Annotated in this window: 18 protein-coding genes and 1 tRNA gene; 11 read left to right on the forward strand and 8 right to left on the reverse strand. The window is 69.7% G+C overall.

Annotated elements, in window-relative coordinates; genetic code table 11:
* Window positions 1-381 precede the first annotated feature (381 nt).
* Together ABD236_RS15415 and ABD236_RS15420 are read right to left on the reverse strand one after the other, a co-directional pair.
* Window positions 382-591: a DUF397 domain-containing protein gene (locus ABD236_RS15415; RefSeq protein WP_344074251.1), complete on the reverse strand. Its 210-nt coding sequence runs from the start codon at window positions 589-591 to the stop codon at window positions 382-384.
* A gap of 209 nt (window positions 592-800) precedes the next feature.
* Window positions 801-1,121, reverse strand: a complete 321-nt coding sequence (locus ABD236_RS15420) for a hypothetical protein (RefSeq protein WP_344074252.1) — start codon at window positions 1,119-1,121, stop codon at window positions 801-803.
* Between the two features lie 556 nt (window positions 1,122-1,677).
* On the opposite strand from ABD236_RS15420, the gene ABD236_RS15425 reads away from it, so the two are divergent.
* The gene (locus ABD236_RS15425; protein ID WP_344074253.1) at window positions 1,678-2,793 is read left to right on the forward strand and encodes a helix-turn-helix domain-containing protein; all 1,116 of its coding nucleotides are present in this window, start codon (window positions 1,678-1,680) and stop codon (window positions 2,791-2,793) included.
* Between the two features lie 141 nt (window positions 2,794-2,934).
* Here ABD236_RS15425 and ABD236_RS15430 read toward each other — a convergent pair whose 3' ends face one another.
* The 5 genes from ABD236_RS15430 to ABD236_RS15450 all read right to left on the reverse strand — a co-directional run bounded on the left by ABD236_RS15430 (window position 2,935) and on the right by ABD236_RS15450 (window position 9,540).
* Entirely contained in the window at window positions 2,935-3,870 is a 936-nt protein-coding gene (locus tag ABD236_RS15430) for a major capsid protein (protein WP_344074254.1), read from the reverse strand.
* A gap of 1,443 nt (window positions 3,871-5,313) precedes the next feature.
* Window positions 5,314-5,664, reverse strand: coding sequence for an HNH endonuclease (locus ABD236_RS15435; RefSeq protein WP_344074255.1), 351 nt, complete (start codon window positions 5,662-5,664; stop codon window positions 5,314-5,316).
* A gap of 31 nt (window positions 5,665-5,695) precedes the next feature.
* Window positions 5,696-5,770 (reverse strand) — tRNA-Leu (locus tag ABD236_RS15440).
* Between the two features lie 1,031 nt (window positions 5,771-6,801).
* Window positions 6,802-8,544 carry a recombinase family protein gene (locus tag ABD236_RS15445; protein ID WP_344074256.1) on the reverse strand — a complete coding sequence of 581 codons (1,743 nt, stop codon included), beginning with the start codon at window positions 8,542-8,544 and terminating at the stop codon, window positions 6,802-6,804.
* Window positions 8,545-8,622: 78 nt separating this feature from the next.
* Window positions 8,623-9,540 carry a carbohydrate kinase family protein gene (locus ABD236_RS15450; RefSeq protein ID WP_344074257.1) on the reverse strand — a complete coding sequence of 306 codons (918 nt, stop codon included), beginning with the start codon at window positions 9,538-9,540 and terminating at the stop codon, window positions 8,623-8,625.
* 211 nt (window positions 9,541-9,751) lie between these two features.
* On the opposite strand from ABD236_RS15450, the gene ABD236_RS15455 reads away from it, so the two are divergent.
* The gene (locus tag ABD236_RS15455) at window positions 9,752-10,180 is read left to right on the forward strand and encodes a Rieske (2Fe-2S) protein (protein ID WP_344074258.1); all 429 of its coding nucleotides are present in this window, start codon (window positions 9,752-9,754) and stop codon (window positions 10,178-10,180) included.
* 22 nt (window positions 10,181-10,202) lie between these two features.
* On the opposite strand, the gene ABD236_RS15460 is transcribed toward ABD236_RS15455, so the two are convergent.
* The gene (locus ABD236_RS15460) at window positions 10,203-11,129 is read right to left on the reverse strand and encodes a hypothetical protein (RefSeq protein ID WP_344074259.1); all 927 of its coding nucleotides are present in this window, start codon (window positions 11,127-11,129) and stop codon (window positions 10,203-10,205) included.
* Between the two features lie 494 nt (window positions 11,130-11,623).
* Between ABD236_RS15460 and ABD236_RS15465 the strand changes: the two genes are divergently transcribed.
* From ABD236_RS15465 to ABD236_RS15505, 9 genes are all read left to right on the forward strand, one after another.
* Entirely contained in the window at window positions 11,624-12,310 is a 687-nt protein-coding gene (locus ABD236_RS15465) for a papain-like cysteine protease family protein (protein WP_344074260.1), read from the forward strand.
* A gap of 5 nt (window positions 12,311-12,315) precedes the next feature.
* Complete coding sequence (locus ABD236_RS15470; RefSeq protein ID WP_344074261.1) at window positions 12,316-13,140, forward strand: hypothetical protein; 825 nt, start codon at window positions 12,316-12,318, stop codon at window positions 13,138-13,140.
* A 183-nt stretch (window positions 13,141-13,323) separates the two neighbouring features.
* Window positions 13,324-15,366 (forward strand): excinuclease ABC subunit UvrC, encoded by a 2,043-nt coding sequence (uvrC, locus tag ABD236_RS15475; RefSeq protein WP_344074262.1) that lies wholly within the window; start codon window positions 13,324-13,326, stop codon window positions 15,364-15,366.
* Window positions 15,363-16,304 carry an RNase adapter RapZ gene (rapZ, locus tag ABD236_RS15480; protein WP_344074263.1) on the forward strand — a complete coding sequence of 314 codons (942 nt, stop codon included), beginning with the start codon at window positions 15,363-15,365 and terminating at the stop codon, window positions 16,302-16,304. Before uvrC ends, rapZ begins: the two co-directional genes overlap by 4 nt.
* Window positions 16,301-17,323, forward strand: a complete 1,023-nt coding sequence (locus ABD236_RS15485; RefSeq protein ID WP_344074264.1) for a gluconeogenesis factor YvcK family protein — start codon at window positions 16,301-16,303, stop codon at window positions 17,321-17,323. Before rapZ ends, ABD236_RS15485 begins: the two co-directional genes overlap by 4 nt.
* A complete protein-coding gene (gene whiA / locus ABD236_RS15490; RefSeq protein WP_101387789.1) occupies window positions 17,314-18,303 on the forward strand; it encodes a DNA-binding protein WhiA in 990 nt (329 codons plus the stop codon). The genes ABD236_RS15485 and whiA overlap by 10 nt, the downstream gene beginning before the upstream one ends.
* 230 nt (window positions 18,304-18,533) lie before the next feature.
* On the forward strand, window positions 18,534-21,488 hold the full coding sequence (locus tag ABD236_RS15495; protein ID WP_344074265.1) for a M14 family metallopeptidase: 2,955 nt from the start codon (window positions 18,534-18,536) through the stop codon (window positions 21,486-21,488).
* 268 nt (window positions 21,489-21,756) lie between these two features.
* On the forward strand, window positions 21,757-22,767 hold the full coding sequence (gene gap, locus ABD236_RS15500) for a type I glyceraldehyde-3-phosphate dehydrogenase (RefSeq protein ID WP_344074266.1): 1,011 nt from the start codon (window positions 21,757-21,759) through the stop codon (window positions 22,765-22,767).
* Window positions 22,768-22,884: 117 nt separating this feature from the next.
* A complete protein-coding gene (locus ABD236_RS15505) occupies window positions 22,885-24,096 on the forward strand; it encodes a phosphoglycerate kinase (RefSeq protein ID WP_344074267.1) in 1,212 nt (403 codons plus the stop codon).
* The last annotated feature ends 5 nt before the right edge of the window (window positions 24,097-24,101 follow it).

Raw genomic sequence — 24,101 nt, forward strand, 5'->3', positions numbered from 1 at the left:
GGGTACAGGGGGCGGAGCCCTCGCTCACGGGGCCGGGGGCGTAACCCCCGGCAGAACCCACCCCCTCCCGCCCCCGGAGGGTTTAGGGAAGCCCCGATGCTCGTAAGTAGGTGTTCTGGAGGGTAGTGCCTGGTCAGGACGCGAGGAAACCCCGCCCGGCACTGTGGCCGAACGGGGCTGTTGCGGGACTCAGCGGTTCAGGTCCCGGTATTCCTCCAGCATGCGCAGCCCCGGGGCCAGAAGGTTTCGCGTCCCGGCGCAGGGCCGCTCACCGGGAAGCACCCATGTGTGCCAGCACGACAGGCAGCACACCACCCGGGCATGCTCCGGATCGGTCTCCGCGCTGCCGCCGCATCGTGGGCACGGCTGCATGGGGTCTCCCTAGGCCGACAAGTCGAACTCGCCCAGCCTGGCACCGCCCAGGAAGTCGGTCCACTCAACCGCCGTGAACTCGACCGTCTGGCCCGTCTCGGAGTTGCGGACGGCCACCTTGCCGGGGACGTTGGTCGCCACCTCGACACAGCGTCGGTCGTTCGGGTCGTACTTGCACATGCTGGACGTGTGGAACTCGAACTCAGGTCGCTCAGCCATCGTGCGTTTCCTCCCGTCGAAGAACGGGGAGTCGGTCCCCGAGCCGTCGTGCACTTGCCACCCGCCCGGCCGTCACGCCTCACGGGAATGAGAGGGCGCAACAGCCGGACGGGGGCTCGCCCCACCCCCCGGCCGGAACGGGACCACTGCCACTCGCGCCACGCCATCGGCAGCAGGGGCGAGTACGGGTCTCTCCGGGGGCGGGAGTCTCAGGGGTGACCAGCCCTCGCGTGCTCCTCGGTGGCCGCGAGTTCCAGCCGGTTGACCGCTACGCGACGGGCTTGCTCCTGAGGGCTGTCGAGCATTACGCACGCCATGTCTTCCAGCGTGCGGGCGAAGATCGCGTGCCCCGTGGCGGCCGTGTGCTCGATCATGGCGATGCTTCCGGTCTTGAGGTCCGCCGTCGCGTCCAGCGTCCAGCAGCATCCGCCATCCGCGCCGGACATGCAGCGGGCCGATAGAGTCACTTCGCTATCAGGGTGGCGCAGCACCTTGTAGACCACGGCGCGCAGCGTGCTTCTGAAGCTCACCGCTGCCCCTCCGGCTCGTTCGCCGGGCGGAACACGCCGGTCTCCCAGGACTCCCCGTCGCCGTCCGGCGGTACCAGCGTGACTGTGCGCGTGTCGCCGTCCCACGCGATGACCTTCCCGAGCCGCCCGCGCGCTGTGTCCTTGACGATTACGCCCGGTTCGGGAATCCACCGGGGCGCAGGTACCGCTGCCCACATCAGAGCGACCCCACAGGGCGAGTCCAGACGCGCGCCCGAAAGGCCTCGTGGTTCGTCGGCGCGCGAAGCTTGTCCGGGGCAACAGCCCACTCGGCACCACCGCCCGGCGGAACGAGGTACGCCGACCCCTCGAACAGCTTGCGTACCTCACCGATCCGGCCGCTCGTCGTGTCCACCGCGTACGTTCCCGTGGTGGGGACCCAGTGGTCAGCCATGGTCTCTCGCCATCCCCTCGCGTGGTCGTGCCGGGATCGTCCCGCCCCGCAGCGGGACCGCGTAGGGGCATCCGTAGGGGCAAGTTGCCACCGCTTCCCCGTTCACCACCGGTCTAGAGGCATCTGTAGGGGCAAGATGAGCCCATGGCCATCGGGGAACTGATCACAGACCTTCGGAAGGCTCGCGGATGGAGCCAGGGGCGGCTAGCGTCGGCGATCAACGACACCTTCGGAACGAACCTCGATCGGGAGTATGTGAGCCGTTGGGAGCGTTCCAAGGTCACGCCTGGCCCGTTCTACCTGCGGTGCCTGTCCGCAGTTCTCGACGTGCCTCTAGCAGTGCTTGAGGGTGAAGTGAAGCGCCGTATGTTCCTGACCGATGCAGCCGGAGCGGCCATAGCCCCTGTGGTGGCCTCAGACCTGCTGTCCGCAGGGTTCGCCGCCCGCCTGTCCGGCGGTCCCACAGCGGATGCCTGGGAGGCCAAGCTGGCCACGTACGGCACCGAGTACATGAGCCTGGGCGCTGCCGACATTCAGCGGCGCATCAGCGCGGAACTGGTCACCGTGCAACAACAGCTCGACACCCCCCAACTGTGGTCTGTGGCCTCCCGGTTGATGACCTTGTACGCCAAAACGTTTCCGGGGTCGGACGGCTCCAAGGCCGTCCACTGGTACCGCATGGCGGCCAAGGCGGCCGACCAGTCCGGAGACGAGGCGGCGCGCGTATGGGTCCGGGGCCGCGCGGCTATCGCCCTGGGGTACGAGGGCGCATCCCTCGGCGTTGCCGACATGCTGGCCGACCAGGCTATGGCGATCAGTAACAAGCCCTCGCTCGGACTACTGAACGCCATCTTCGGCAAGGCCCACACAGCAGCGATCCGAGGAGACCGCGACGCAGCGCGGAAGCTCATCGAGCAAGGCCGACGAGTCTTCGACAAGGCCGGTTCGTACGAGCAGACCAGCGACTACGCCGTGCCCTGGTGGCGAGTCAACGTCTTCATTTCACTGCTTGCCGCCCGGCTCGGAGACGAGAAGACGGCCGTAGGAGCGCAGGAAGCGGCACGGGCAGAACTGCCCCCCACACTGCCCCGATTCGCCACGCACCTTGAAATGCACCGGGGGCTGATGATCACCCGGTCCGGGGACAGCGCGGGAGGGGTGGCCTACTCGCGGGCCGCTCTGGAAGCCCTGCCCCCCGAAAAGCACTCCTTGACCCTCCGGCTCCTCATGGCAGAGGTAGAGGGCCGACCGGTGTACTGAGCTCGCGACCGTCGGGCACCGTCATCCGAACGTCTCCAGCGTCATGCGGTCACGCGAAAGTCGGCGTTTCCGGACGCGACAAAACCCCCGCACCCGCCGCCCCGAAGGGTGACGAGCGCGGGGGCTCTGTGATGCTGCGGGTCAGCCGGCGAGGACGTTGGTCAGGCGTGCAGCGGCCTTGCCGCCGAAGAGGGCGAGGCCGCAGTAGAAGTCGATGCGGGTGCGGTAGACGGGCTTGTCGTGGGACTCGCCCAGGTCGGTGGCCTGCACACCGCCGTTGGTCAGGCCGCTCACCCCGGCGTCGGCCTCGGTGCGGCCGAAGCGCACGGCGTAGATGTCGCCGGTCTGCTTGCCGCCCGTGCCAGTGGTGAGCGGGAGCACGTCGGTGCCGTCCAGCTTCTGCCCGGCGTCGAGCAGCGGGATGCCCTTCCATGTGACGGTGGCCTTCCCGGCGATCTCGGCCGAGAGGAGTTCGGCACCACCGAGCCGCCGGAACCCTGATTCGATCTTCGCGCGGAGCGCGGCGTTCATGTAGAGCGCTCCGTTCGAGCCGCTGATGCCGCGCACCTGGGCGACAAGAGCGTCCATCGCATCGAAGAAGTCATGACCGTTGGCGACCGGACCGACGCCCTTTGCGTCCAGGACCTGTCCAGCGAACAGGCGCTTACGCAGACCATCGAAGCCCTTGGGGTTCACTTCGACATCGCCGTTGAAGAACTGGTCCGCGAAATGAACGGACGCGGCCTTGATCTTGAGTGTTTCCTGAATGGCTCGCTGGTCATTGATGTTGCCACGGGTCTGAGCGATGAACTTGTCCACATCGGAATCTCCGCCAAGGATGGCAAGTGTCTCGATCTTCTGATTCAGTGTGCCGGTGCTTTCCGGGTAAGCCTCGTTTACTCCTCGGAAGGAGACTCCGGGGAGGGTTGATTCCTCGTTGTATCGGTACGCGTTGCCCTGGACCTCTATCAGCGGGAGCCGGTCCAGGATCGGCGATTCCTGGACGAACGTTTCGATCACGCCACGCTGAAGCTGGTCAAGGGAAAGCTTCGCGGATTCAGCAAGAGTCAAAGACATGAGTAATTCCCTAATTCTGGGTGGATCAACAAGAAAAGTGCCGCAGCCGGTTGCTGACGACACCCACAGAAATGGCCCAATCAGCCATGCGAGTTTTTTGCCTCCCTGCCGATCTTTTGGGCGGGAGAAGGGGAGTGCCCCCCTGGTCGAGACGGAAATTATTTCCGAATCGGCTTCAAATTTGCTGCTGCCCAACCGCCCGGTTGCCGCTTCGCGGTCTCGCGGTTGTGGCACGTCGTGCACAGCGGACGCAGCCTGTTGAACGCATCCGGATCGGCGACTCCTTGCGCCACCAGCTCACGCCGAGAGTGCGGGAAGTGGTCAGCCACCGTCGCCGTGCGACCGCACAGCAGACACCACGGGTTGCGGTAGAGGTACGCCTTACGGATGCGCTGCCAACGCGTCGTGTAGCCCCGTTCAGCGCTGGTTCCGCGCTGTTGCTCGGCCTCGCGTCGATGAGCCTCACAGCGTCCGCCACGGGCGGTCAGCTCCGGGCACCCGGGTGCCGAGCACGGGGGGCGGGGTCTTCGGGGCATGGGGGGAACACCTCCAGACAAGTTGGGAGTGCCAGTAACTACGAATGTTCGTTTCTAGCTTCACCCCATTGAGCGACAGATATATGCATATCTCTTCGGTATTCTTCTCATGGGGAACTCTGGTCGGGCACTCTTCATGCGTGACCAAACGCAACATCTCGGCGAAGGGTCCAGCCCTTCCGTCTGCCTATCAGGCAGCACAACAACAGCCCGCCATTGAACTTCGCTGCGGTGGCGTCCACTTGACTATTCAGCGCATCCCAATGTGGCTGATCACAATCAGCATCACGGCCACGGGTACGGGCACCGCCTGGTGGACAAGCCGATGATTCGTCACGAGCGAACGTGGACTGCCACCGGTAGTCAAGATGCTCGAACTAGTGAATCGCTCAGCCGTCGATCAGGGGACTGCCCGGATGCTGGGAATGCGCGCTGATGCGAGGGGGTATAGAAGTGAGCACATCCATAATGAGGGGCACTCGAATGCCAAGAACAAGGTTCACTCAGGTAGTTGTGGCCAGCGCCATCGCTGTTGCGTCTTCCTTGCCAGGCAATGTCGCCAGCGCTACACCGTCGGCACCGTTGGCTACAAGGTACGAATGCTTGGCCCCGGAAGGATTCTTCAATGAGTGTCGCGTAGCGAAGGTTCCGCGCGGGACTAAGCTTGTGATCTACAATCGCACGTCGCAAAACGAGAAGATTCGCTTTGAAGTGCGGACTGCCCGAGGAGGCAGTCCCTTGGGGCGGATCACGCTAGCCGAGCGAGAGTATGGAACTGGATATGTGAACAACGACGACTACGTTCCTGACGTGCGCGTCTACGTGTCCAGTACGGACAACACCGTGACTGTTCAGGGGACATTTAGCGTAGTTCGAATCTAAGTGTGTCCGTTCGGACGTCGCGGTGTCAGGAGTGAGGCGCAGCGGCCCCGAACTCCGTACGGGTCTTGAGCCCATGGCATCCGTGGCACAGCACCTGAACGTTGCGGTCAACGTCCTCGCCACCGAGGGACAGTGGGCGTACGTGGTCCACGTCCACCCCGTCCGCGGGGAAGTCGCCCAAGCACCAGTCGCACCAGGCCGTACCCCGTTCCTGTACTCGCCGGCGTAGCCGAGCCGCAGCGTCATAGCGGGCGGCTCGTCGCCGACCGCGTGAACGGCGCGCGCGAACCGTGGGACGGTCCTGGTGCGCCTGGTCGTGAACTCCGCATCGGCCGCGCCGAGTTGCTGCCTCGCTGCACTCAATGCAGGGGGTCATGTGTCACCGCCTGTTCGTCGTTGTTGTCGGGTGCCCGCCCCCGGACTCGAACCGGGAACACCGCGGGTCTAGGCCGCGTGCCTCTTACCGATTGGGCTAGGCGGGCTTGTGTCGTCCTCGCCGGTAAGGCGGGACAACGAGGGGACTGCACGCGCTTACAACCCCTTTCGGCGCCCCGGTCAAGGGCGGTTACTCATGGGCGATGCAGTCCCCGCATGCGTTGCCGCACGACCCCTGCGGCCACCCCCGAGTAACGCGAGGGTGCGTGGTGCACGGGCAACGCTGGTGAGAACGGGCACTCGGTCCGCCCGGGTGTCCCCCTTGGGGTGGGTGCGCGGTAACCCGCTCTCACTCTGTTGTGGGGACCAGCGAATTCCCGGCGCCCTTCCGGACGATGCGGGCTCCGCGGCTACCCCCTCACTGTGCTGTGGGGACCAGTAGATTCCTGCCGGGCCCACGGCATGACGGAATGACGGTTCTAGTGTCTTTCTGACTTTTCTTAGAAAACGTAAGAGAAAAACAGAAACGGGCCCTGAACCGTCATATCGTCATGGCTGCGCCCGCTGGTGGCCCTCGCCGCGGCAGCGCTGCGTCAGGCGCGTAGTGCAAGGGCAACGCTGGTGCCCAAAGTCAGGCACTCAGCCCGCCGAACTCCCGCTGGGTGAGTGCGCGGTAGTCCCGCTCTCGGAAGTGGGGAAGAGCGGGCGTTCCCGCGCTTTCTTGGATGCGCGGGCTGTTCTCGCTCTCACTACTTACGGGAGAGCGGAGGTATCCCGCGCTGAACCGTGGCGGTGTGCTGAACGGTGGTCCGGTCTCTCTTCTTCTATGTTTTTTCTACGTGTTCTAAAAAGTGGGTTGGAACCGTCACTCTGACACCCTCTGTGCCGCTGCTGGGCCGGTCTCGGCCGAGTCGGCGAGCCTCGGGGTAGGCAGCAGAAAGCCCCGGCGGTCCCGAGGGAGTACCGGGGCGGTGCGGGCCGGTCGTACTGCATTCCAGGACGAACCTGTAAGGCACCAGCCCTCGCCCGCGCACCCATTCCGGCGCGGGATGGTACGAGCCTATACGCCGCGGAGGGGGCGCCGAGAGCCCCGGCCGGGCATGGGTGGGCGGGGCGTGCTCGTGCTCGTACCGGCCCGTTACGCGGCAGCCGCGAGGCTGTCCGGCGTCAGGTTGCGATGCGCCGTTGCTCCGGTCGTGGGCGTGTGCTGCGGGTTGTTCTCGGCGGCGAGGGCATCGGCCATGGTGGCGTTCTCCTCGATTGCCGGGTCAAGGTCGCCTGTGATGGTGAAGTCGGCGCGCCGTAGGTCGAGCTTTCGCCACCCGCCCTTCGTGCCGGGCTTGATCATGAGCTTGGCCCCTGCTTCCACCAGCATGGTGCGCCGGGCCATGGCGTCCGCGTTGTTCCAGTCGTCGGCGTAGCTGCGTCCGGTGGGAAGTGCCTCACGGCGGGGTTCGGTCTTCTCCCGCGCTTCCAGTTCGGCCAAGCGGGAGTCGAGTGCGTCCGCGTGGCGCTGCCATTCGGCTTGTGCCGCCTTGGACTTCTGGCGGCCCTTCTGCTTCTGGTGCTCGGCGAACTCCGCCACGGTGGCGTCGATCTCGGGCTGAGGGTCGTAGCCGGGTATCTCGATGACGCGGGTGATCTGTACGGGGCCGACCAGGCGCAGGAACTCGGTGGTCACGTACTCGTCCGCCCACTGCGCACGGATGGTGGACGGGGCCGGGCAGTTCGCCCCGTACTTGTATGACGAGCACTGGTAGACGTCGCGGCCCTTGCCCGGCCGTGCCTTGTTCAGGTACATGCGGGAGCCGCATCCGTTGCAGTGGATGACGCGCAGCAGCAGCGCCCCGGAGTCCTTACGGACAGGCGCACGCTCGGCGACAGGCTTGGGTGCGAGCAGCGCGCCCACCTGGTCAAACTCTTCGCGGGTGAGGATCGGGGTTTCGGCAGCCATGATCGGGGCGCCCTGGTCGTCACGGACGGGCTTGCCCTGGTACACCTTCCACCCGAGCAGCGCCGGACTGGTCAGCATCCTGATGATGGTCTCGGCGCGCCACTGCGCGGGCTTCCGCTTCCGAGGGGTGCTCTCGGCGGGCTCCGCTCCGGCGTTCTTCGTACGGGCCCGGTAGGCGGCCCAGTGGGCGGACGGCGACAGCACGCCGTCAGCGTTCAGCATGCGTGCAATGGCGAGAGGGGCGAGCCCGGACATCAGGGCGGCAATGATTCGCTCGATGACGGAGACCGCCACGGGGTCTGGGACGAGGGTCCAGCCCACTCCGCCGTGTTCCTTCGGCATGGGGGCGGGAAGGTAGCCGTATGCGGTCTTGCCGCCGCCGCGCCAGCGAAGCGGCATCTTGCGCATGGCTGCCTGTGCGCCGGTCACGCGGTCGCTGGTGGACTGCGTTTCGACCTGTGCGGCGAACGCGAACATCATCATCATGAGTTCGCTCATGGGGTCCATGGGGTTGCGGAAGTCGAAGACGAGCCGCCCTGTGCCGCCCAGACCCTCGGCGAAGACGATCATCTTGCGGTGCTCGCGGGCCCACTTCGCAAGCTCGTGCATGTCGCCCATGGACCGAATGGCACGGTCGAAGCGCCAGAAGACAAGGGCGTCGAAGTCGGCGGGCCGCTTCAGCCACGCGCCGAGCTGCGGACGCTCGAAGGGGCCGACCTTGGACGCCGACACGTCCAGGTCGACCGCTTCACGCAGCGTCTCACCCGTACCGAAGTCGATACCGAGGGCGCTTGCCGCCTGGTCGTCAGACTCACGCTGACGCTCCGGGCTCGTCGTCTCATCCGTCCGCACCGACAGACGGACGCACCGCACCCCGCGCAGGGTCTCGGTGGGGGTGGCTCCTATGTTGGTGGCGCTGGTCTCCATGCTTTCTGTGGGGACCAGTGAGTTCCCCGACTGCCTGACCTGCGTAGATACCGCCACGACCCGATCACTCCAGAACACTCAGTCCAGAGCATCGGGAAGGGGCGGGGTGGGGGTTCTCAGGGACGTGGCGTACGGCGGGTTCGCGCCGTGCGTCCCGCACGTCAGGGACGCCGCCTCCGCCGCGTACCTCAGCGCCACCCCCCACTCGGCCGCAGACAGCCGCCCCCGCCCCGCCACCACCCGCAGCAGCGCCGCGTTCACCGTGTCCCCCGCCCCGATCGTGTCCACCACCGAGACCCGCTCCCCGGGGACGGAGACCTCCTCGCCGTGGCGGGTCCACACCGTCAGCCCCGCCGCGCCCCGCGTCAGCACCACCGCCTCCGGGCCCGCCGCCAGCCACTCCCGCACCCCGCCGCCCAGCCATGCCGCGTCCTCCTCGGACAGCTTCAGCAGGGACACGTACGGCAGCCAGGAGCGGAAACGCGCCCGGTAGGCGTCCGCGTCCGGGATCAGGCCCGGGCGGATGTTGGGGTCCAGCAGGGTGAACACGCCCCGCCCCGACTCCCGCCGCAGCAGCGCCTCGTACGCGCTCGCCCCCGGTTCGAGCACCAGCGAGCAGGTGCCGAGCGCCAGCGCCCGTACCCCGGAGGGCAGTTCGGGCGGCAGCTCGAAGAGGCGGTCCGCGGTGCCGGACGCGTAGAAGCCGTATCCGGCGGCCCCGTCCGGCCCGACGTTCGCCACCGCCAGCGTCGTGGGCTCCGGGCCGCGCTGGACCAGGGAGGTGTCGACACCGGCGGCGCGCAGCCCGTCGAGCAGGGCCTCGCCGAAGCCGTCCGTCGACACACGGGAGCAGAAGGCCGTCTCGGCGCCGAGCCGCCCGAGGGCGACCGCGGTGTTGTACGGGCCGCCCCCGAGCCGGGGGGACAGGGGGCCCAGCCGGTCGCCGGGGCGCTCGGGGACCAGGTCGATGAGGGCTTCTCCGGCAACGACGATCACGCGGCCGAACGTACACCCACCCGAACGACTTCCGTCCAGCCCGCCCATCCGGCCCCGGCCCGCCCCCGCCCCTCCCCGGCCTGGGCCGACCCACGGGCGGCCCCCCCGCCCCGGCGCAGCTGCCCGCCCCGCCCGCCCCGCCCGTCCCACCCGCACCCCCCGCCGGTATCGTCGGATACGTCACCAACCCCCCATGCACCGTGGAGACCCCATGTCCGGCCAGCCCGCCGCCCGTCGTACCGTGCTGAAAGGTGCGGCCCTCGCCGGGGCCGCGGGGCTGGGTGTGGCCGCCTGCTCCACCGACTCCAAGCTCGGGCACGCCGAGACGCCGACGCCGACCGCGCCCGTCGCGCTGGGCGCGGCCGAGGAGATCCCGGTCGGCGGGGCCAAGCTCTACCGCGAGCAGCGGCTGATGGTGTCCTGCCCGGCCAAGGGCGAGTACAAGGCGTTCAGCGCCCAGTGCACCCACGCCGGCTGCGTCCTCGACAAGATCGAGGACGGGCACGGGAACTGCCCCTGCCACGGCAGCCGCTTCAATGTGATGACCGGCCAGCCGGTGCACGGCCCGGCGACCGTTCCGCTGCCCCCCGTCCCGGTGAAGGTGAAGGACGGGAAGCTGGTGGCCGGGCCCGACGCCTGACGACGGCCCACGGCCACGCCGGCTACTCCCAGTCCCAGTCGATCCCCAGGATTCCGGGGCGCACCCCCTGCTCCACCATGTGCACCGTCCGGTGCTGCCCGCTCAGCGTCAGATCGCCCCGGGCCGAGCGGGCCGCGCCCGCCGACGTCCGGGAGAAGCGCCGGCACCGCACCGGCAGCGCCCGCTCGTCGAAGCGGACCTGGAGCACGTACTGCCCGCCCGCGAAGCTGAAGCCGCGGACGTACTCGCTGCTCGGCCCGGCCGTGCCGTCCTCGAAGCCGTAGCCGAAGAGATACGTCTCGCCGGCCCGCAGCCGGGCGTCGAACAGAAGCTCGGCCACCAGGACGCCGGTCTCGGCGTCCCAGCGCACCCGGCCGGTGCGGCAGTTCTCCGCCGCGCGCACCCGCACCCGGGACGGGTCGCAGCCGGGGTCGCCGTGGTGGATGGCGAGATAGCGGTCGACGCCGTCCCGGTGGGCCCGCACCACCTGCTGGGAGTCGCGGCCGACCAGCTCCCGGCCCGCTCCGACGCGTACCCGCTCCTGGTGGCCGACGGTGTGCAGTCCCCCGTCCACCGGTGACTCCAGGCCCGTGATCAGCCGCTCCACGACCCCGGAGGCCTCCACCAGGGAGCGGTAGGAGCGGCCCGCCGGGCGCTCCGCCCCGTCTCGCGCCTCGCCGTCGTCGAGCAGCCGCAGCAGCGAGCGCTCGGGCAGCCCGAGGACCTCCTCCAGGGCGCGCACCGCCCGCAGCGACTCGGCGCGCTGCGGCCGCCGCGCGCCCTGCTGCCAGTAACTCAGGCTGGTCACACCGACCTTGACGCCGCGCCCCGCGAGATGGTGCTGGACGCGCTGGAGCGGCAGACCGCGTACGGCGAGCGCGGCGCGCAGCGCCAGATGGAACGGGCCGGTGTGCAGCACCTGTGCCAGATCGGCGTCGGTGTGGAGCATGGGGGACTCCCTCGGGGACTGCTGCGGGATGGGGGGTTGCTGCGGGGTAGGGAACTGCTTCGGGGTAGGGGACTGCTTCGGGATCGGGGGGGGGCTTGCTTCGGGGGTAGGGGGCCGCCGCGGGACCGGGGCTCCTGTCGCCTACGGATCGGGCAGTGCCGCGAGGTCGGATACGGATCGGGCACCGCCACGGGGCCTCGGGACGGGGCCTCGGTGGGGGTGGTCACGAAGGCCTGGTTCAACCGCGCCGCCGGTCAGGGGACTTCGGGCCGCACAGTGAACGTTCACGGCGGGGGGTGGTCACGGGTCGCCGCGGGACCCGGGCTGCCTGGTGGGCCCGGAAGGCCTGTTCACATGGCGGCCACTCCGTTCACACCCGCGTCTCACCCCGCATTGAAGCGCGTTGACCAGCCCACGACAACGTTCGATGCTCACCGAAAGCGTCCGGACGCGCTCCTTCCAATCCCCACACCCCCCGCTTCGGGAGGAACGCGATGCACAACCGCAAGAGACGGCTTCCGGCCCTCGCCCTCGTGGTGACGGCCCTGCTCGCCGCCCCCACGGCGAGCGCCGTCGCATCCCCGCACGAGCACGGCACCACCGCAGCCGCCACGTCCACGACCGCCGCCGACACCCGTACCTCCGACGTCCACGCCACCGACACCCGTACCGCCGCCGACAAGCCGTCCGCCACGGCTGCCACGTCGAAGCGGCTCAACATCACCATGCAGGCCCAGCAGAAGAACAACTGGTGCTGGGCCGCCAGCGGCAACACCATCGCGACCTGGTTCGGCCGCGGCTACAGCCAGAACCAGTTCTGCAACGCCGCCTTCGGGCGCCAGCAGGGCTACGACTGCCCCAACTGGCAGGCGGACCTGGGCAATGTGCAGAACGCCCTGGACTGGGCCGGGATCAGCTCCGGCTCGTACGTCAGCGGCTGGCTGCGCTACACGACCGTACAGAGCGAGATCAACGCCAACCGGCCGATGGAGAGCCGCATCCAGTGGTCCAGCGGCGGCGGTCACATGCATGTGATCTACGGGTACGACACCGCCAGCAGCTGGGTCTACTGGGGTGACCCCTGGCCCTCCAGCAACCGCTACAACTGGGCCTCGCACGCCTGGTACGTCGACAACGACTCGTTCTCCTGGACCCACTCGCTCTACCGGATCGGGGCGTGACGGCGATGACCCTGCGACGTCTGTCCTCCTGCTGCGCCGCCGTCGCGGCGCTGGTCACCGGCCTCGTCGGCCTCTGCGCCCCGGGCGCGGCGGCCGAGGGGAACCCCACCGCGACGGCGGGCTCCAAGGCCGCCGCACACCGGGCGGCCGAGGCCCCCGCGACCCTCGACACGCTCTCCCGGTTCTTCGCCCGGGACGGCAAGGTGTCCCTGACCGCCGCCGCCCCGCGCATCCAGGGCGACGCGGTGCCCGTGTACACGCTCTCCCCGGAGTTCGTCGCGGGGCGGGCGGGGGCGCCGGTGGCGAAGCTGGAGTACCTCGCCTCCACGGCCGTCTCCTCGGACGGCCAGAAGGCCTCCCTGTGGACGGTTCCACGGGGCGGCACCTGGCAGGTGGTGAACATAGCCACCGGTGACGACGAGGCCCGCTACGCCGCGGCGGGCGCGAGCCGGCTGCCCGGCGGCACGGTCTTCCAGGAGCCGCAGATCAACGCGTGGTACGTCCAGAAGGGCGGCGCCGTGCTGCCGCTGGACGAGGACGCGGTACGGGCGGTCGGCGCCAGGGGCACCACGCTGGCCGCGTACCGGCAGCGGGTCCAGCGGGCCTACGGCGACAAGCTGCCCGGGTCCGCGTACGCGAAGTCCGGCAAGGCCGGGGGGTACGGGCAGACCCCGGAGGAAGCCCGGGCCCAGGCCGCGGCGTCCGTCTCCGGCCAGGGCGGGGGCGCGTCCACGGCCGCCTCGGTGACGGCCGGTGCGGGCGCGCTCGCCGCTGTCGGCCTCGGCGCCGTGGCTCTGCGTCGCCGTCGGCGCGGGGCGAACCGGGCGTAGCCCGTCCCCTGGACCGCGTGGCCGGCCGCGGATCGTGCGCGGCCGGCCACGCGGTTCCCCGCGCCCCTGATGACGGCATCTCCCGGCACCCCTGGAAGCGGCGCCCCACCAGCCAGGCCGCGCCCCCGAAGGGCTGTGCCCCGTGCAGCCGCGTTGTCGGTCCCCGCCAGTAGGGTGGTGGGCATGGCAGACCCCTCCACCTACCGCCCCAAGCCGGGACAGATCCCCGACTCGCCGGGGGTCTACAAGTTCCGGGACGAGCACCGCCGGGTGATCTACGTCGGCAAGGCCAAGTCCCTGCGCCAGCGGCTCGCGAACTACTTCCAGCCGCTCACGAGCCTGCACCCGCGCACGGCCACGATGGTCACCACGGCCGCGTCCGTGGAGTGGACGGTCGTCTCCACCGAGGTCGAGGCGCTCCAGCTCGAGTATTCGTGGATCAAGGAGTTCGACCCCCGGTTCAACGTCAAGTACCGCGACGACAAGAGCTATCCGTATCTGGCGGTCACCCTCAACGAGCAGTTCCCCCGGGTCCAGGTGATGCGCGGCGCCAAGAAGAAGGGCGTGCGCTACTTCGGTCCGTACGGACACGCGTGGGCGATCCGCGAGACCGTCGACCTGATGCTCCGCGTCTTTCCCGTACGGACGTGCTCCGCCGGGGTGTTCAAGCGCTCCGCCCAGATCGGCCGCCCCTGTCTGCTCGGCTACATCGGCAAGTGCGCGGCCCCGTGCGTCGGCCGGGTCACCCCCGAGGAGCACCGCGAACTGGCCGAGGACTTCTGCGACTTCATGGCCGGCCGTACCGGTACGTACCTGCGCCGCCTGGAGAAGGAGATGGCGGCGGCGGCCGAGGAGATGGAGTACGAGCGGGCGGCGCGGCTGCGCGACGACATCGGGGCGCTGCGCCGCGCCCTGGAGAAGAACGCGGTGGTGTTCACCGACGCCACCGACGCGGACCTGATCGCGGTCGCCGAGGACGAGCTGGAGGCGGCCGTCCAGATCTTCCATGTGCGCGGCGGCCGGGTGCGCGGCCAGCGCGGCTGGGTCACCGACAAGGTGGAGAACGTCGACACGGCGGGCCTGGTGGAGCACGCCCTCCAGCAGCTGTACGGGGAGGAGACCGGCGACTCCGTACCGAAGGAGGTGCTGGTGCCGGCGCTGCCGGAGGACGCGGACGCGGTCGGCGCCTGGCTCGCCGGGCGGCGCGGGTCCCAGGTCTCGCTGCGCATCCCGCAGCGCGGCGACAAGAAGGACCTGATGGCGACGGTCGCGCGCAACGCGCAGCAGGCGCTGGCGCTGCACAAGACCAAGCGGGCCTCCGACCTGACCACCCGCTCGCGCGCCCTGGAGGAGATCGCCGGGGCGCTGGACCTGGAGAGCGCGCCGCTGCGGATCGAGTGCTTCGACATCTCGCACCTCCAGGGCGACGACGTGGTGGCCTCCATGGTCGTCTTCGAGGACGGCCTGGCCAGGAAGAGCGAGTACCGCCGCTTCCAGATCAAGGGCTTCGAGGGCCAGGACGACGTCCGGTCCATGCACGAGGTGATCACCCGTCGCTTCAAGCGCTATCTGGCCGAGAGCGCCCGGCTGGGGGAGTGGGCGGACGGCGAGGAGGGCGCCGAGACCGGACCGGCTCCCTCCGGCGAGGTCCCGGCACCCGGCGAGGCCCCGCTGGAGACCGGGCCGCGCACCGAGGACGGGCGGCCCAAGCGGTTCGCCTACCCGCCGCAGCTCGTGGTGGTCGACGGCGGCCAGCCGCAGGTGGCGGCGGCCAAGCGGGCCCTGGACGAGCTGGGCATGGACGATGTGGCGGTCTGCGGGCTCGCCAAGCGGCTGGAGGAGGTCTGGCTGCCGGACGACGACGACCCGGTCGTCCTGCCCCGCTCCAGCGAGGGGCTGTATCTGCTCCAGCGCGTGCGTGACGAGGCTCACCGGTTCGCCATCACCTATCAGCGGGTCAAGCGGACCAAGCGGTTCAAGGCGAGCCCGCTGGACGCGGTGCCGGGCCTCGGCGACTCCCGCAAACAGGCGCTGATCAAGCATTTCGGCTCGGTGAAGCGGCTCCGGTCGGCGACAATCGAGCAGATCTGTGAAGTCCCCGGGATAGGTCGCAAGACGGCCGAGACCGTGGCGGCGGCCCTGGCCCAGGCAGCTCCGGCCGCACCCGCCGTGAACACGGCGACAGGAGAGATCATTGAAGAGGACGACGGGGGATCCACGAAATGACTGAGCACGACCGATCAGAAGCAGAAGCTGGAGCCGCACACGTGAGTACGGGCACGACGAACGACGCCGCAGAGGCGGCCATCCCCGAGCTGGTGATCATCTCCGGGATGTCCGGCGCCGGACGCAGCACCGCCGCCAAGTGCCTGGAGGACCTCGGCTGGTTCGTCGTCGACAACCTGCCGCCCGCGCTGATCCCCACCATGGTGGAGCTCGGCGCCCGGTCCCAGGGCAATGTGGCCCGCATCGCCGTCGTCGTCGACGTGCGCGGCCGCCGTTTCTTCGACAACCTCCGCGAGTCGCTGGCCGACCTGGACTCCAAGCAGGTCACCCGGCGGATCGTCTTCCTGGAGTCGTCCGACGACGCGCTGGTGCGCCGCTTCGAGTCGGTCCGCCGCCCGCACCCCCTCCAGGGCGACGGGCGGATCGTGGACGGCATCGCGGCCGAGCGCGACCTGCTGCGCGAGCTGCGCGGCGACGCCGACCTGGTGATCGACACCTCCAGCCTCAACGTCCACGAGCTGCGCGCCAAGATGGACGCCCAGTTCGCCGGGGACGAGGAGCCGGAGCTGCGCGCCACGGTGATGTCGTTCGGCTACAAGTACGGCCTGCCGGTCGACGCCGACCTGGTGGTGGACTGCCGCTTCCTGCCGAACCCGCACTGGGTGCCGGAGCTGCGCCCGTACACGGGTCTGAACGAGGAGGTGTCCGGTTACGTCTTCAACCAGCCGGGCGCCAAGGAGTTCCTCAACCAGTACAGCGAGCTGCTCCAGCTGATCGCCACCGGCTACCGGCGCGAGGGCAAGCGGTACGTGACGATCGCCGTCGGCTGTACCGGTGGCAAGCACCGCTCGGTGGCGATGTCCGAGAAGCTGGCCGCGCGCCTCGCCACCGAGGGGATCGAGACCGTCGTCGTCCACCGGGACATGGGGCGCGAGTGAAGGTGTACCGACGGCGCACGCGCGGACCGGTGCTGCGCACCGGCCGGGGGCGTGGCGCCCAGCCCAAGGTCGTCGCCCTCGGCGGCGGCATGGGCCTCTCCGCGTCGCTCGCGGCGCTGCGCCGGATTACCGGCGATCTGACCGCCGTCGTCACCGTGGCCGACGACGGCGGCTCCAGCGGCCGGCTCCGGGAGGAGCTGGGCGTGCTGCCGCCGGGCGATCTGCGCAAGGCCCTGGCGGCGCTCTGCGGCGACGACGACTGGGGCCAGACCTGGGCCCGGGTCATCCAGCACCGCTTCCAGTCCCAGGGCGAGCTGCACGAGCACGCGGTCGGCAATCTGCTGATCGTCGCCCTGTGGGAGCAGCTGGGCGACCACGTCCAGGCGCTCGACCTGGTCGGCAAGCTCCTCGGGGCGCACGGCAGGGTGCTGCCGATGTCCGCGGTCCCGCTGGAGCTGGAGGCGCTGGTCCGGGGCCACGACCCGGCCCGCCCCACCGATGTGGACACCGTCCGGGGGCAGGCCACGGTGGCCCTGACCCCGGGCGAGGTGCAGTCGGTCAACCTGGTTCCGCACGACCCGCCGGCGGTCCCGGAGGCGGTGGAGGCCGTGCTGGACGCCGACTGGGTGGTGCTGGGCCCCGGCTCCTGGTTCTCCTCGGTGATCCCGCACCTGCTGGTGCCCGAGCTGCTCGACGCGCTCACCGTGACCAAGGCCCGCAAGGTGCTCTCGCTGAACCTGGCGCCCCAGCCCGGTGAAACCGATGGCTTCTCTCCGCAGCGTCATTTGGAGGTTTTGGGACGACACGCCCCTAAACTCGCCCTGGACGTGGTGCTGGCCGACGAGGCCGCCGTGCCCGACCGCGAGTCCCTCGCCGACGCCGCCAAGGCGCTCGGCGCGGTGGTCGAGCTGGCGGCGGTCGCCGCGCCCGACGGGTCCCCGAAGCACGACCGGGAGCTGTTGGCGGCCGCGTACGACCGTATTTTTCGGATGCATGGAAGGATCGGCCCATGGCGATGACGGCAGCGGTGAAGGATGAGATCTCCCGGCTCCCCGTCACCCGGACCTGCTGCAGAAAGGCGGAGGTCTCGTCGATCCTGCGGTTCGCGGGCGGCCTCCACCTGGTCAGCGGCCGCATCGTGATCGAGGCGGAGCTGGACACCGCGATGGCGGCGCGCCGCCTCAAGCGGGACATCCTGGAGATCTTCGGTCACAGCTCCGAGCTGATCGTGATGGCCCCGGGCGGGCTGCGCCGCGGCTCGCGCTTCGTCGTACGGGTGGTGGCGGGCGGCGACCAGCTGGCGCGCCAGACCGGGCTCGTAGACGGCCGGGGCCGCCCCATCCGGGGTCTGCCGCCCCAGGTGGTCTCCGGGGCCACCTGTGACGCCGAGGCGGCCTGGCGCGGGGCCTTCCTCGCCCACGGCTCGCTCACCGAGCCGGGCCGCTCCTCCTCCCTGGAGGTGACCTGCCCGGGCCCCGAGGCGGCGCTCGCGCTGGTCGGCGCGGCCCGCAGGCTCCAGATCGCCGCCAAGGCCCGCGAGGTGCGCGGGGTGGACCGGGTGGTCGTCCGCGACGGCGACGCGATCGGCGCCCTGCTGACCCGCCTGGGCGCCCATGAGTCGGTGCTCGCCTGGGAGGAGCGGCGGATGCGCCGCGAGGTCCGGGCCACCGCCAACCGGCTGGCCAACTTCGACGACGCCAATCTGCGCCGCTCGGCGCGGGCCGCCGTCGCCGCCGGGGCCCGGGTGCAGCGCGCCCTGGAGATCCTCGGCGAGGAGGTGCCGGAGCACCTGGCCGCCGCCGGGCGGCTGCGCATGGAGCACAAGCAGGCCTCCCTGGAGGAGCTGGGCGCGCTCGCCGACCCGCCGCTGACCAAGGACGCGGTCGCCGGCCGGATCCGCCGGCTGCTCGCCATGGCGGACAAGCGGGCGCAGGACCTGGGCATCCCCGGCACCGAGTCCAATCTGACCGAGGAGATGGCGGACGGCCTGGTCGGCTGATCGGCGGAGCGCCCCCTCCGCCGGACGGCGGTGCCCTTCTCGTACCGCCGTCGGCTCCGTGTGCCGCCGGTGTCGGCGGTACCGGCCCTGGGATCAACTCGCTGTGAACGGCGTCCACTTGGTGGGCGCCGGTTCCGGTTCACCACCCTGACGCAGTATTGACATGATCATGAAGGGTCATGAGCCTGGCGTCTGTCCACTTTCGTGGCACACAACAGCAAGGGGGGCCAATGAGACGCAGAGCGAGAGCGATCCTCGCCGCGGCTTCACTGCTCACGGCCGGTCTGGCGGCGGTACCGGCCGCCCACGCCAGCCCGGGCGGCCGGGGCGGGCAGGGCGAAGGGCTGTCCGTCTGGTACGCCGACGTCAGCAAGGCGCAGCTGCCGCTGCTGCTGGCACAGGGCGCGGACGGCCAGGAACTGACCGCCCAGGTACCGGCGAAGGGCACCGCCAAGGTCGAGCTCTACCTCACCGAGAAGCAGGCCGGCACGCTGAAGAAGCAGGGTGTCGACCTCACCGAGCACACGCTCTCGACGGCGACCGAGAAGCGCCTCAAGGCCCAGGGGGACGGCGTCTTCCGCCCCTACAGCGGGGCGAACGGCCTGCGGCAGGAGATCGTCGACACCCAGCTCGCCCACCCCGGCCTCACCAAGGTCGAGTCCATCGGCAAGACCGTCAAGGGCCAGGACATCCTCGCCCTGAAGCTCACCAAGGGCGCGAACAAGGCGAAGGACGGCTCCAAGCCCTCCGTGCTGTACATGTCGAACCAGCACGCGCGTGAGTGGATCACCCCGGAGATGACCCGGCGGCTGATGCACTACTACCTCGACAACTACGGCAAGGACCCGCGGATCACCAAGATCGTGGACTCCACCGAGGTGTGGTTCGTGCTCTCCGCCAACCCGGACGGGTACGACTACACCTTCACCGGCACCCAGCAGCGGCTGTGGCGCAAGAACCTGCGCGACAACAACGGCGACGGGCAGACCGCCCCCGGCGACGGCGTCGACCCCAACCGCAACTTCCCGTACAAGTGGGGGTACGACAACGAGGGTTCGTCCCCCGACCCCGCCGACGAGACCTACCGCGGCCCCTCCGCCGGATCCGAGCCGGAGACCAGGGCGCTGGACGCCTTCGAGAAGCGGATCGGCTTCGACTACGCCATCAACTACCACTCCGCGGCCGAGCTGCTGCTCTACGGCGTGGGCTGGCAGGTCGCCACCCCGACCCCGGACGACGTCCTCTACAAGGCGCTGGCCGGCACGCCCGCCAACTCGGCGATCCCCGGCTACCGCCCCCAGCTCTCCTCCGAGCTGTACACCACCAACGGCGAGGCCGACGGCCACGCGGGCAACGTCAACGGGATCCACATGTTCACCCCGGAGATGTCGACCTGCCAGACCGCCTCCCGGATCGACCCCAACGACCAGTGGAAGCCCGGTGACTGCCAGTCGGTCTTCAACTTCCCGGACGACGAGAAGCTGATCCAGCAGGAGTTCACCAAGAACATCCCGTTCGCGCTGGCCGTCGCCGACACCGCGCGCCACGCCGACCAGCCGGTCTCCCCGGTCGGCATCGAGGCCCCCGACTTCACCCCGGACGCCTTCACCACCTCGTACGCCCGCGGCAAGGACCAGGAAGTCGCCGTGACCGTACGCAAGTCGGTGCGCGACAAGAGGCTCAACTACCGCATCGACGGCGGCCGTACGCACACCGAGGACCTGAGGGCCTGGAAGGGCGGTGACGTCTACGGCGGCGAGGACAACATCCACTTCGACCAGTACCGGGCCACCGTCGAGGGCGCGGCGACCGGCTCCAAGGTGGAGGTCTGGTTCACCGGGCGCACCCGGGCCGGAAAGCGCACCTCCAGCACGCCCTTCACCTATACCGTGGCCGACCGGCCCAAGGGCGACACGCTGGTGATCGCGGAGGAGGGCGGCAGCGCGCCCGCCCGGCACGCCGACGCGTACACCAAGGCGCTCGCCGACAACGGCCGCAGGTCCGCGGTCTGGGACGTGGCCACCCAGGGCACGCCGAGCGCGCTCGGCGTGCTCAGCCACTTCAGGACGGCCGTCTGGTACACGGGCGCCGAGCGGCCCACCGCCGCCGTCACCCGGGCCGTGCGCGACTTCCTCAACGAGGGCGGCGAGCTCGTCAACGCCGGTGAGAAGGCGGGCGGCACCGTCGACCTGGGCGGCGCCGACTCAGACGACTTCGCCCAGTACTACCTCGGCGCCTACAACCGCGTCGGCCTCAAGTCCCCGCCCGCCTACGAGGGCGCCGGGAGCCTGGCGGGCGCCAAGGCGACGCTGGGCGACGCGGGCGACAACCCGCTGGACCTGGCCGGGGCGTACACGATCACCTCGGACACCCTAAAGCCCGACCAGTTCCCGCAGTTCAAGAGCGCGGCCGCGGGCAGCTACCCGGGCATCCGCACCCCGTTCGAGCCCGCGGCGGGCGACTGGTTCGCGGCGGCCAAGCACCAGGACGACGCCTATATGCGGCTGTCCAGGACCGTCGACCTGAGCGGCACCACCGCCGCCGAGCAGCCCAGCCTGCGCTTCCAGCTCAGCTATGACACCGAGCCGGGCTTCGACAACGTGATCGTCGAGGCGCACACGGTGGGGCAGGACGACTGGACGACGCTGCCGGACACCAACGGCGGCACCAGCCAGGCGGTGCCCACCCAGTGCGAGCAGGGCTACTACGTCCGGGGCCACCCGTTCCTGGCGCACTATCTGACCGTGGGCTCCGGCGCCTGCGCCGCGAGCGGCACCTCGGGTTCGTGGAACCGGTTCACCGGCTCCTCCAACGGCTGGCAGCCGGTTTCGGTCGACCTCAGCCCGTACGCGGGCAAGCGGGTCGAGCTCTCCGTCTCCTATGTGTCGGACCCCGGCACCGGCGGCGTGGGCGCCTTCGTCGACGACACCAAGCTGGTCGTGGGCGGCGCCACGCAGGGCGCGGAGGGCTTCGAGACGGCGCTCGGCCCGTGGAGTGTGCCGGGGCCGCCGGCCGGCAGTCCCGGAAACGCCGGCGACTGGGCCCGCTCGCAGGCGCTCTTCCACTCCCAGGCGGCCGTCACCACCGACTCCACCGTGCTGCTCGGCTTCGGCCTGGAGCACGTGCCGTCGGCCGCCGACCGCAAGAACGTGATCGGCAAGGCGCTCCGCGCGCTCCGGGACTGATCCGGAGCGGGGCGCCCGCACGCTGAGCCGCGCGGGCGCCCCCAGGCCCGTTCCTCACGCTCCGTAGTCGGGACCAAGGTCCCCCCGGCGGCCCTTACCCGTTGGTAGGTATGGGCCGTCGGCCATGTCCGGGCCCTCATGGCCGCTCATGGGAGTGCGCTCGATGTCACTCCACGGCTCCGGGAGAGGTAGGGTCATAAGCGGTCGGGGACATCCCATACAACTCGCCGGCGTCGAAAACCGGCGTACCTAACGAGGAGATCGGTTCGTGACGATCCGCGTAGGCATCAACGGCTTTGGCCGCATCGGGCGCAACTACTTCCGCGCGCTGCTGGAGCAGGGTGCTGACATCGAGATCGTGGCTGTCAACGACCTGGGTGACACCGCGACCACTGCTCACCTGCTGAAGTACGACACCATTCTGGGCCGTCTCAAGGCCGAGGTGACGCACACCGCCGACACCATCACCGTCGACGGCCACACCATCAAGGTGCTCTCCGAGCGCAACCCGGCCGACATCCCCTGGGGCGAGCTGGGCGTCGACATCGTCATCGAGTCGACCGGCATCTTCACCAAGAAGGCCGACGCCGAGAAGCACATCGCCGGTGGCGCCAAGAAGGTCCTCATCTCGGCTCCGGCCAAGGACGAGGACATCACCATCGTGATGGGCGTCAACCAGGACAAGTACGACGCGGCCAACCACCACGTCATCTCCAACGCCTCCTGCACCACCAACTGTGTGGCGCCGATGGCGAAGGTCCTGGACGAGAACTTCGGCATCGTCAAGGGCCTGATGACGACGGTCCACGCGTACACGAACGACCAGCGCATCCTGGACTTCCCGCACTCGGACCTGCGTCGCGCCCGCGCCGCCGCCGAGAACATCATCCCCACCACCACCGGTGCCGCCAAGGCCACCGCGCTGGTCCTGCCGCAGCTCAAGGGCAAGCTCGACGGCATCGCGATGCGCGTGCCGGTCCCGACCGGTTCGGCCACCGACCTGGTCGTCGAGCTCCAGCGCGAGGTCACCAAGGACGAGGTCAACGCCGCGTTCAAGAAGGCCGCCGACGACGGCGACCTCAAGGGCATCCTCTTCTACACCGAGGACCCGATCGTGTCCTCCGACATCGTCAGCGACCCGGCCTCCTGCACCTTCGACTCCTCCCTGACGATGGTCCAGGAGGGCAAGTCGGTGAAGATCCTCGGCTGGTACGACAATGAGTGGGGCTACTCGAACCGCCTCGTCGACCTCACCGTCTTCGTCGGCGGCCAGCTCTAAGTCTGATAAGTCTCAGGGCAGGCATCTCGATGTGAGCACAGGGCTCGGGCAGCGCAAGGATGCGCCGCACGAGCCCTGTCGCTTGCCTCGTCCTTCTCCAAGGAGTCGCAGAAACACATGAAGACGATCGACGAACTTCTCGCCGAGGGCGTCTCCGGCAAGCGGGTATTCGTCCGCGCCGACCTCAACGTGCCGCTCGACGGCACCGCCATCACCGACGACGGCCGCATCCGCGCCGTCCAGCCGACGATCGCCAAGCTCGCCGAGGCCGGCGCGCGCGTGGTCGTCGCCTCGCACCTGGGCCGCCCCAAGGGCGCCCCGGACCCGGCCTTCTCGCTCGCCCCGGCGGCGAAGCGGCTCGGCGAACTGCTGGGCGCGGACGTCGCGTTCGCCACCGACACCGTGGGCGACTCCGCGAAGGAGACCGTCGCGGCGCTGGCCGACGGCCAGGTCGCCGTCCTGGAGAACCTGCGTTTCAACGCCGGTGAGACGAGCAAGGACGACGCCGAGCGCGGCGCCTTCGCCGACCAGCTCGCCGAGCTCGCCGACCTCTACGTGGGCGACGGCTTCGGCGCGGTGCACCGCAAGCACGCCTCGGTCTTCGACCTGCCCGCGCGCCTGCCGCACGCGGCCGGCTTCCTCATCGCCACCGAGGTCGGCGTCCTGAAGAAGCTCACCGACGACGTCAAGCGCCCGTACGTGGTCGTGCTCGGCGGCGCCAAGGTCTCCGACAAGCTCGCCGTGATCGACCAGCTGCTCGGCAAGGCCGACCGCATCCTGATCGGCGGCGGCATGGCGTACACCTTCCTCAAGGCCAAGGGCCACGAGGTCGGCATCTCGCTGCTCCAGGAGGACCAGATCCCGGTCGTCACGGAGTACATGGAGCGCGCCGAGAAGACCGGTGTCGAGCTGGTCCTGCCGGTCGACATCCTGGCCTCGTCCGACTTCCCGGACCTGAAGACCAAGGCCCCGGCCGACTTCGTCACCGTCGACGCGGACAAGATCCCCGCCGACAAGGAGGGCCTGGACATCGGCCCGAAGACCCGCGAGCTGTACGCGGAGAAGATCGCCGACGCCGAGACCGTCTTCTGGAACGGCCCCGTCGGCGTCTTCGAGCACCCCGACTACGCGGGCGGCACCTCGGCGATCGCCCGGGCGCTGCTCAACTGCGACGGCTTCACCGTCGTGGGCGGCGGCGACTCGGCCGCCGCCGTGCGCACCCTCGGCTTCGACGAGAACGCCTTCGGTCACATCTCGACCGGCGGCGGCGCGAGCCTCGAATACCTTGAGGGCAAGACGCTTCCCGGCCTTGCCGCACTGGAGGACTGAACACC

Source organism: Streptomyces crystallinus (assembly GCF_039521265.1).
Lineage (GTDB): Bacteria > Actinomycetota > Actinomycetes > Streptomycetales > Streptomycetaceae > Streptomyces > Streptomyces crystallinus.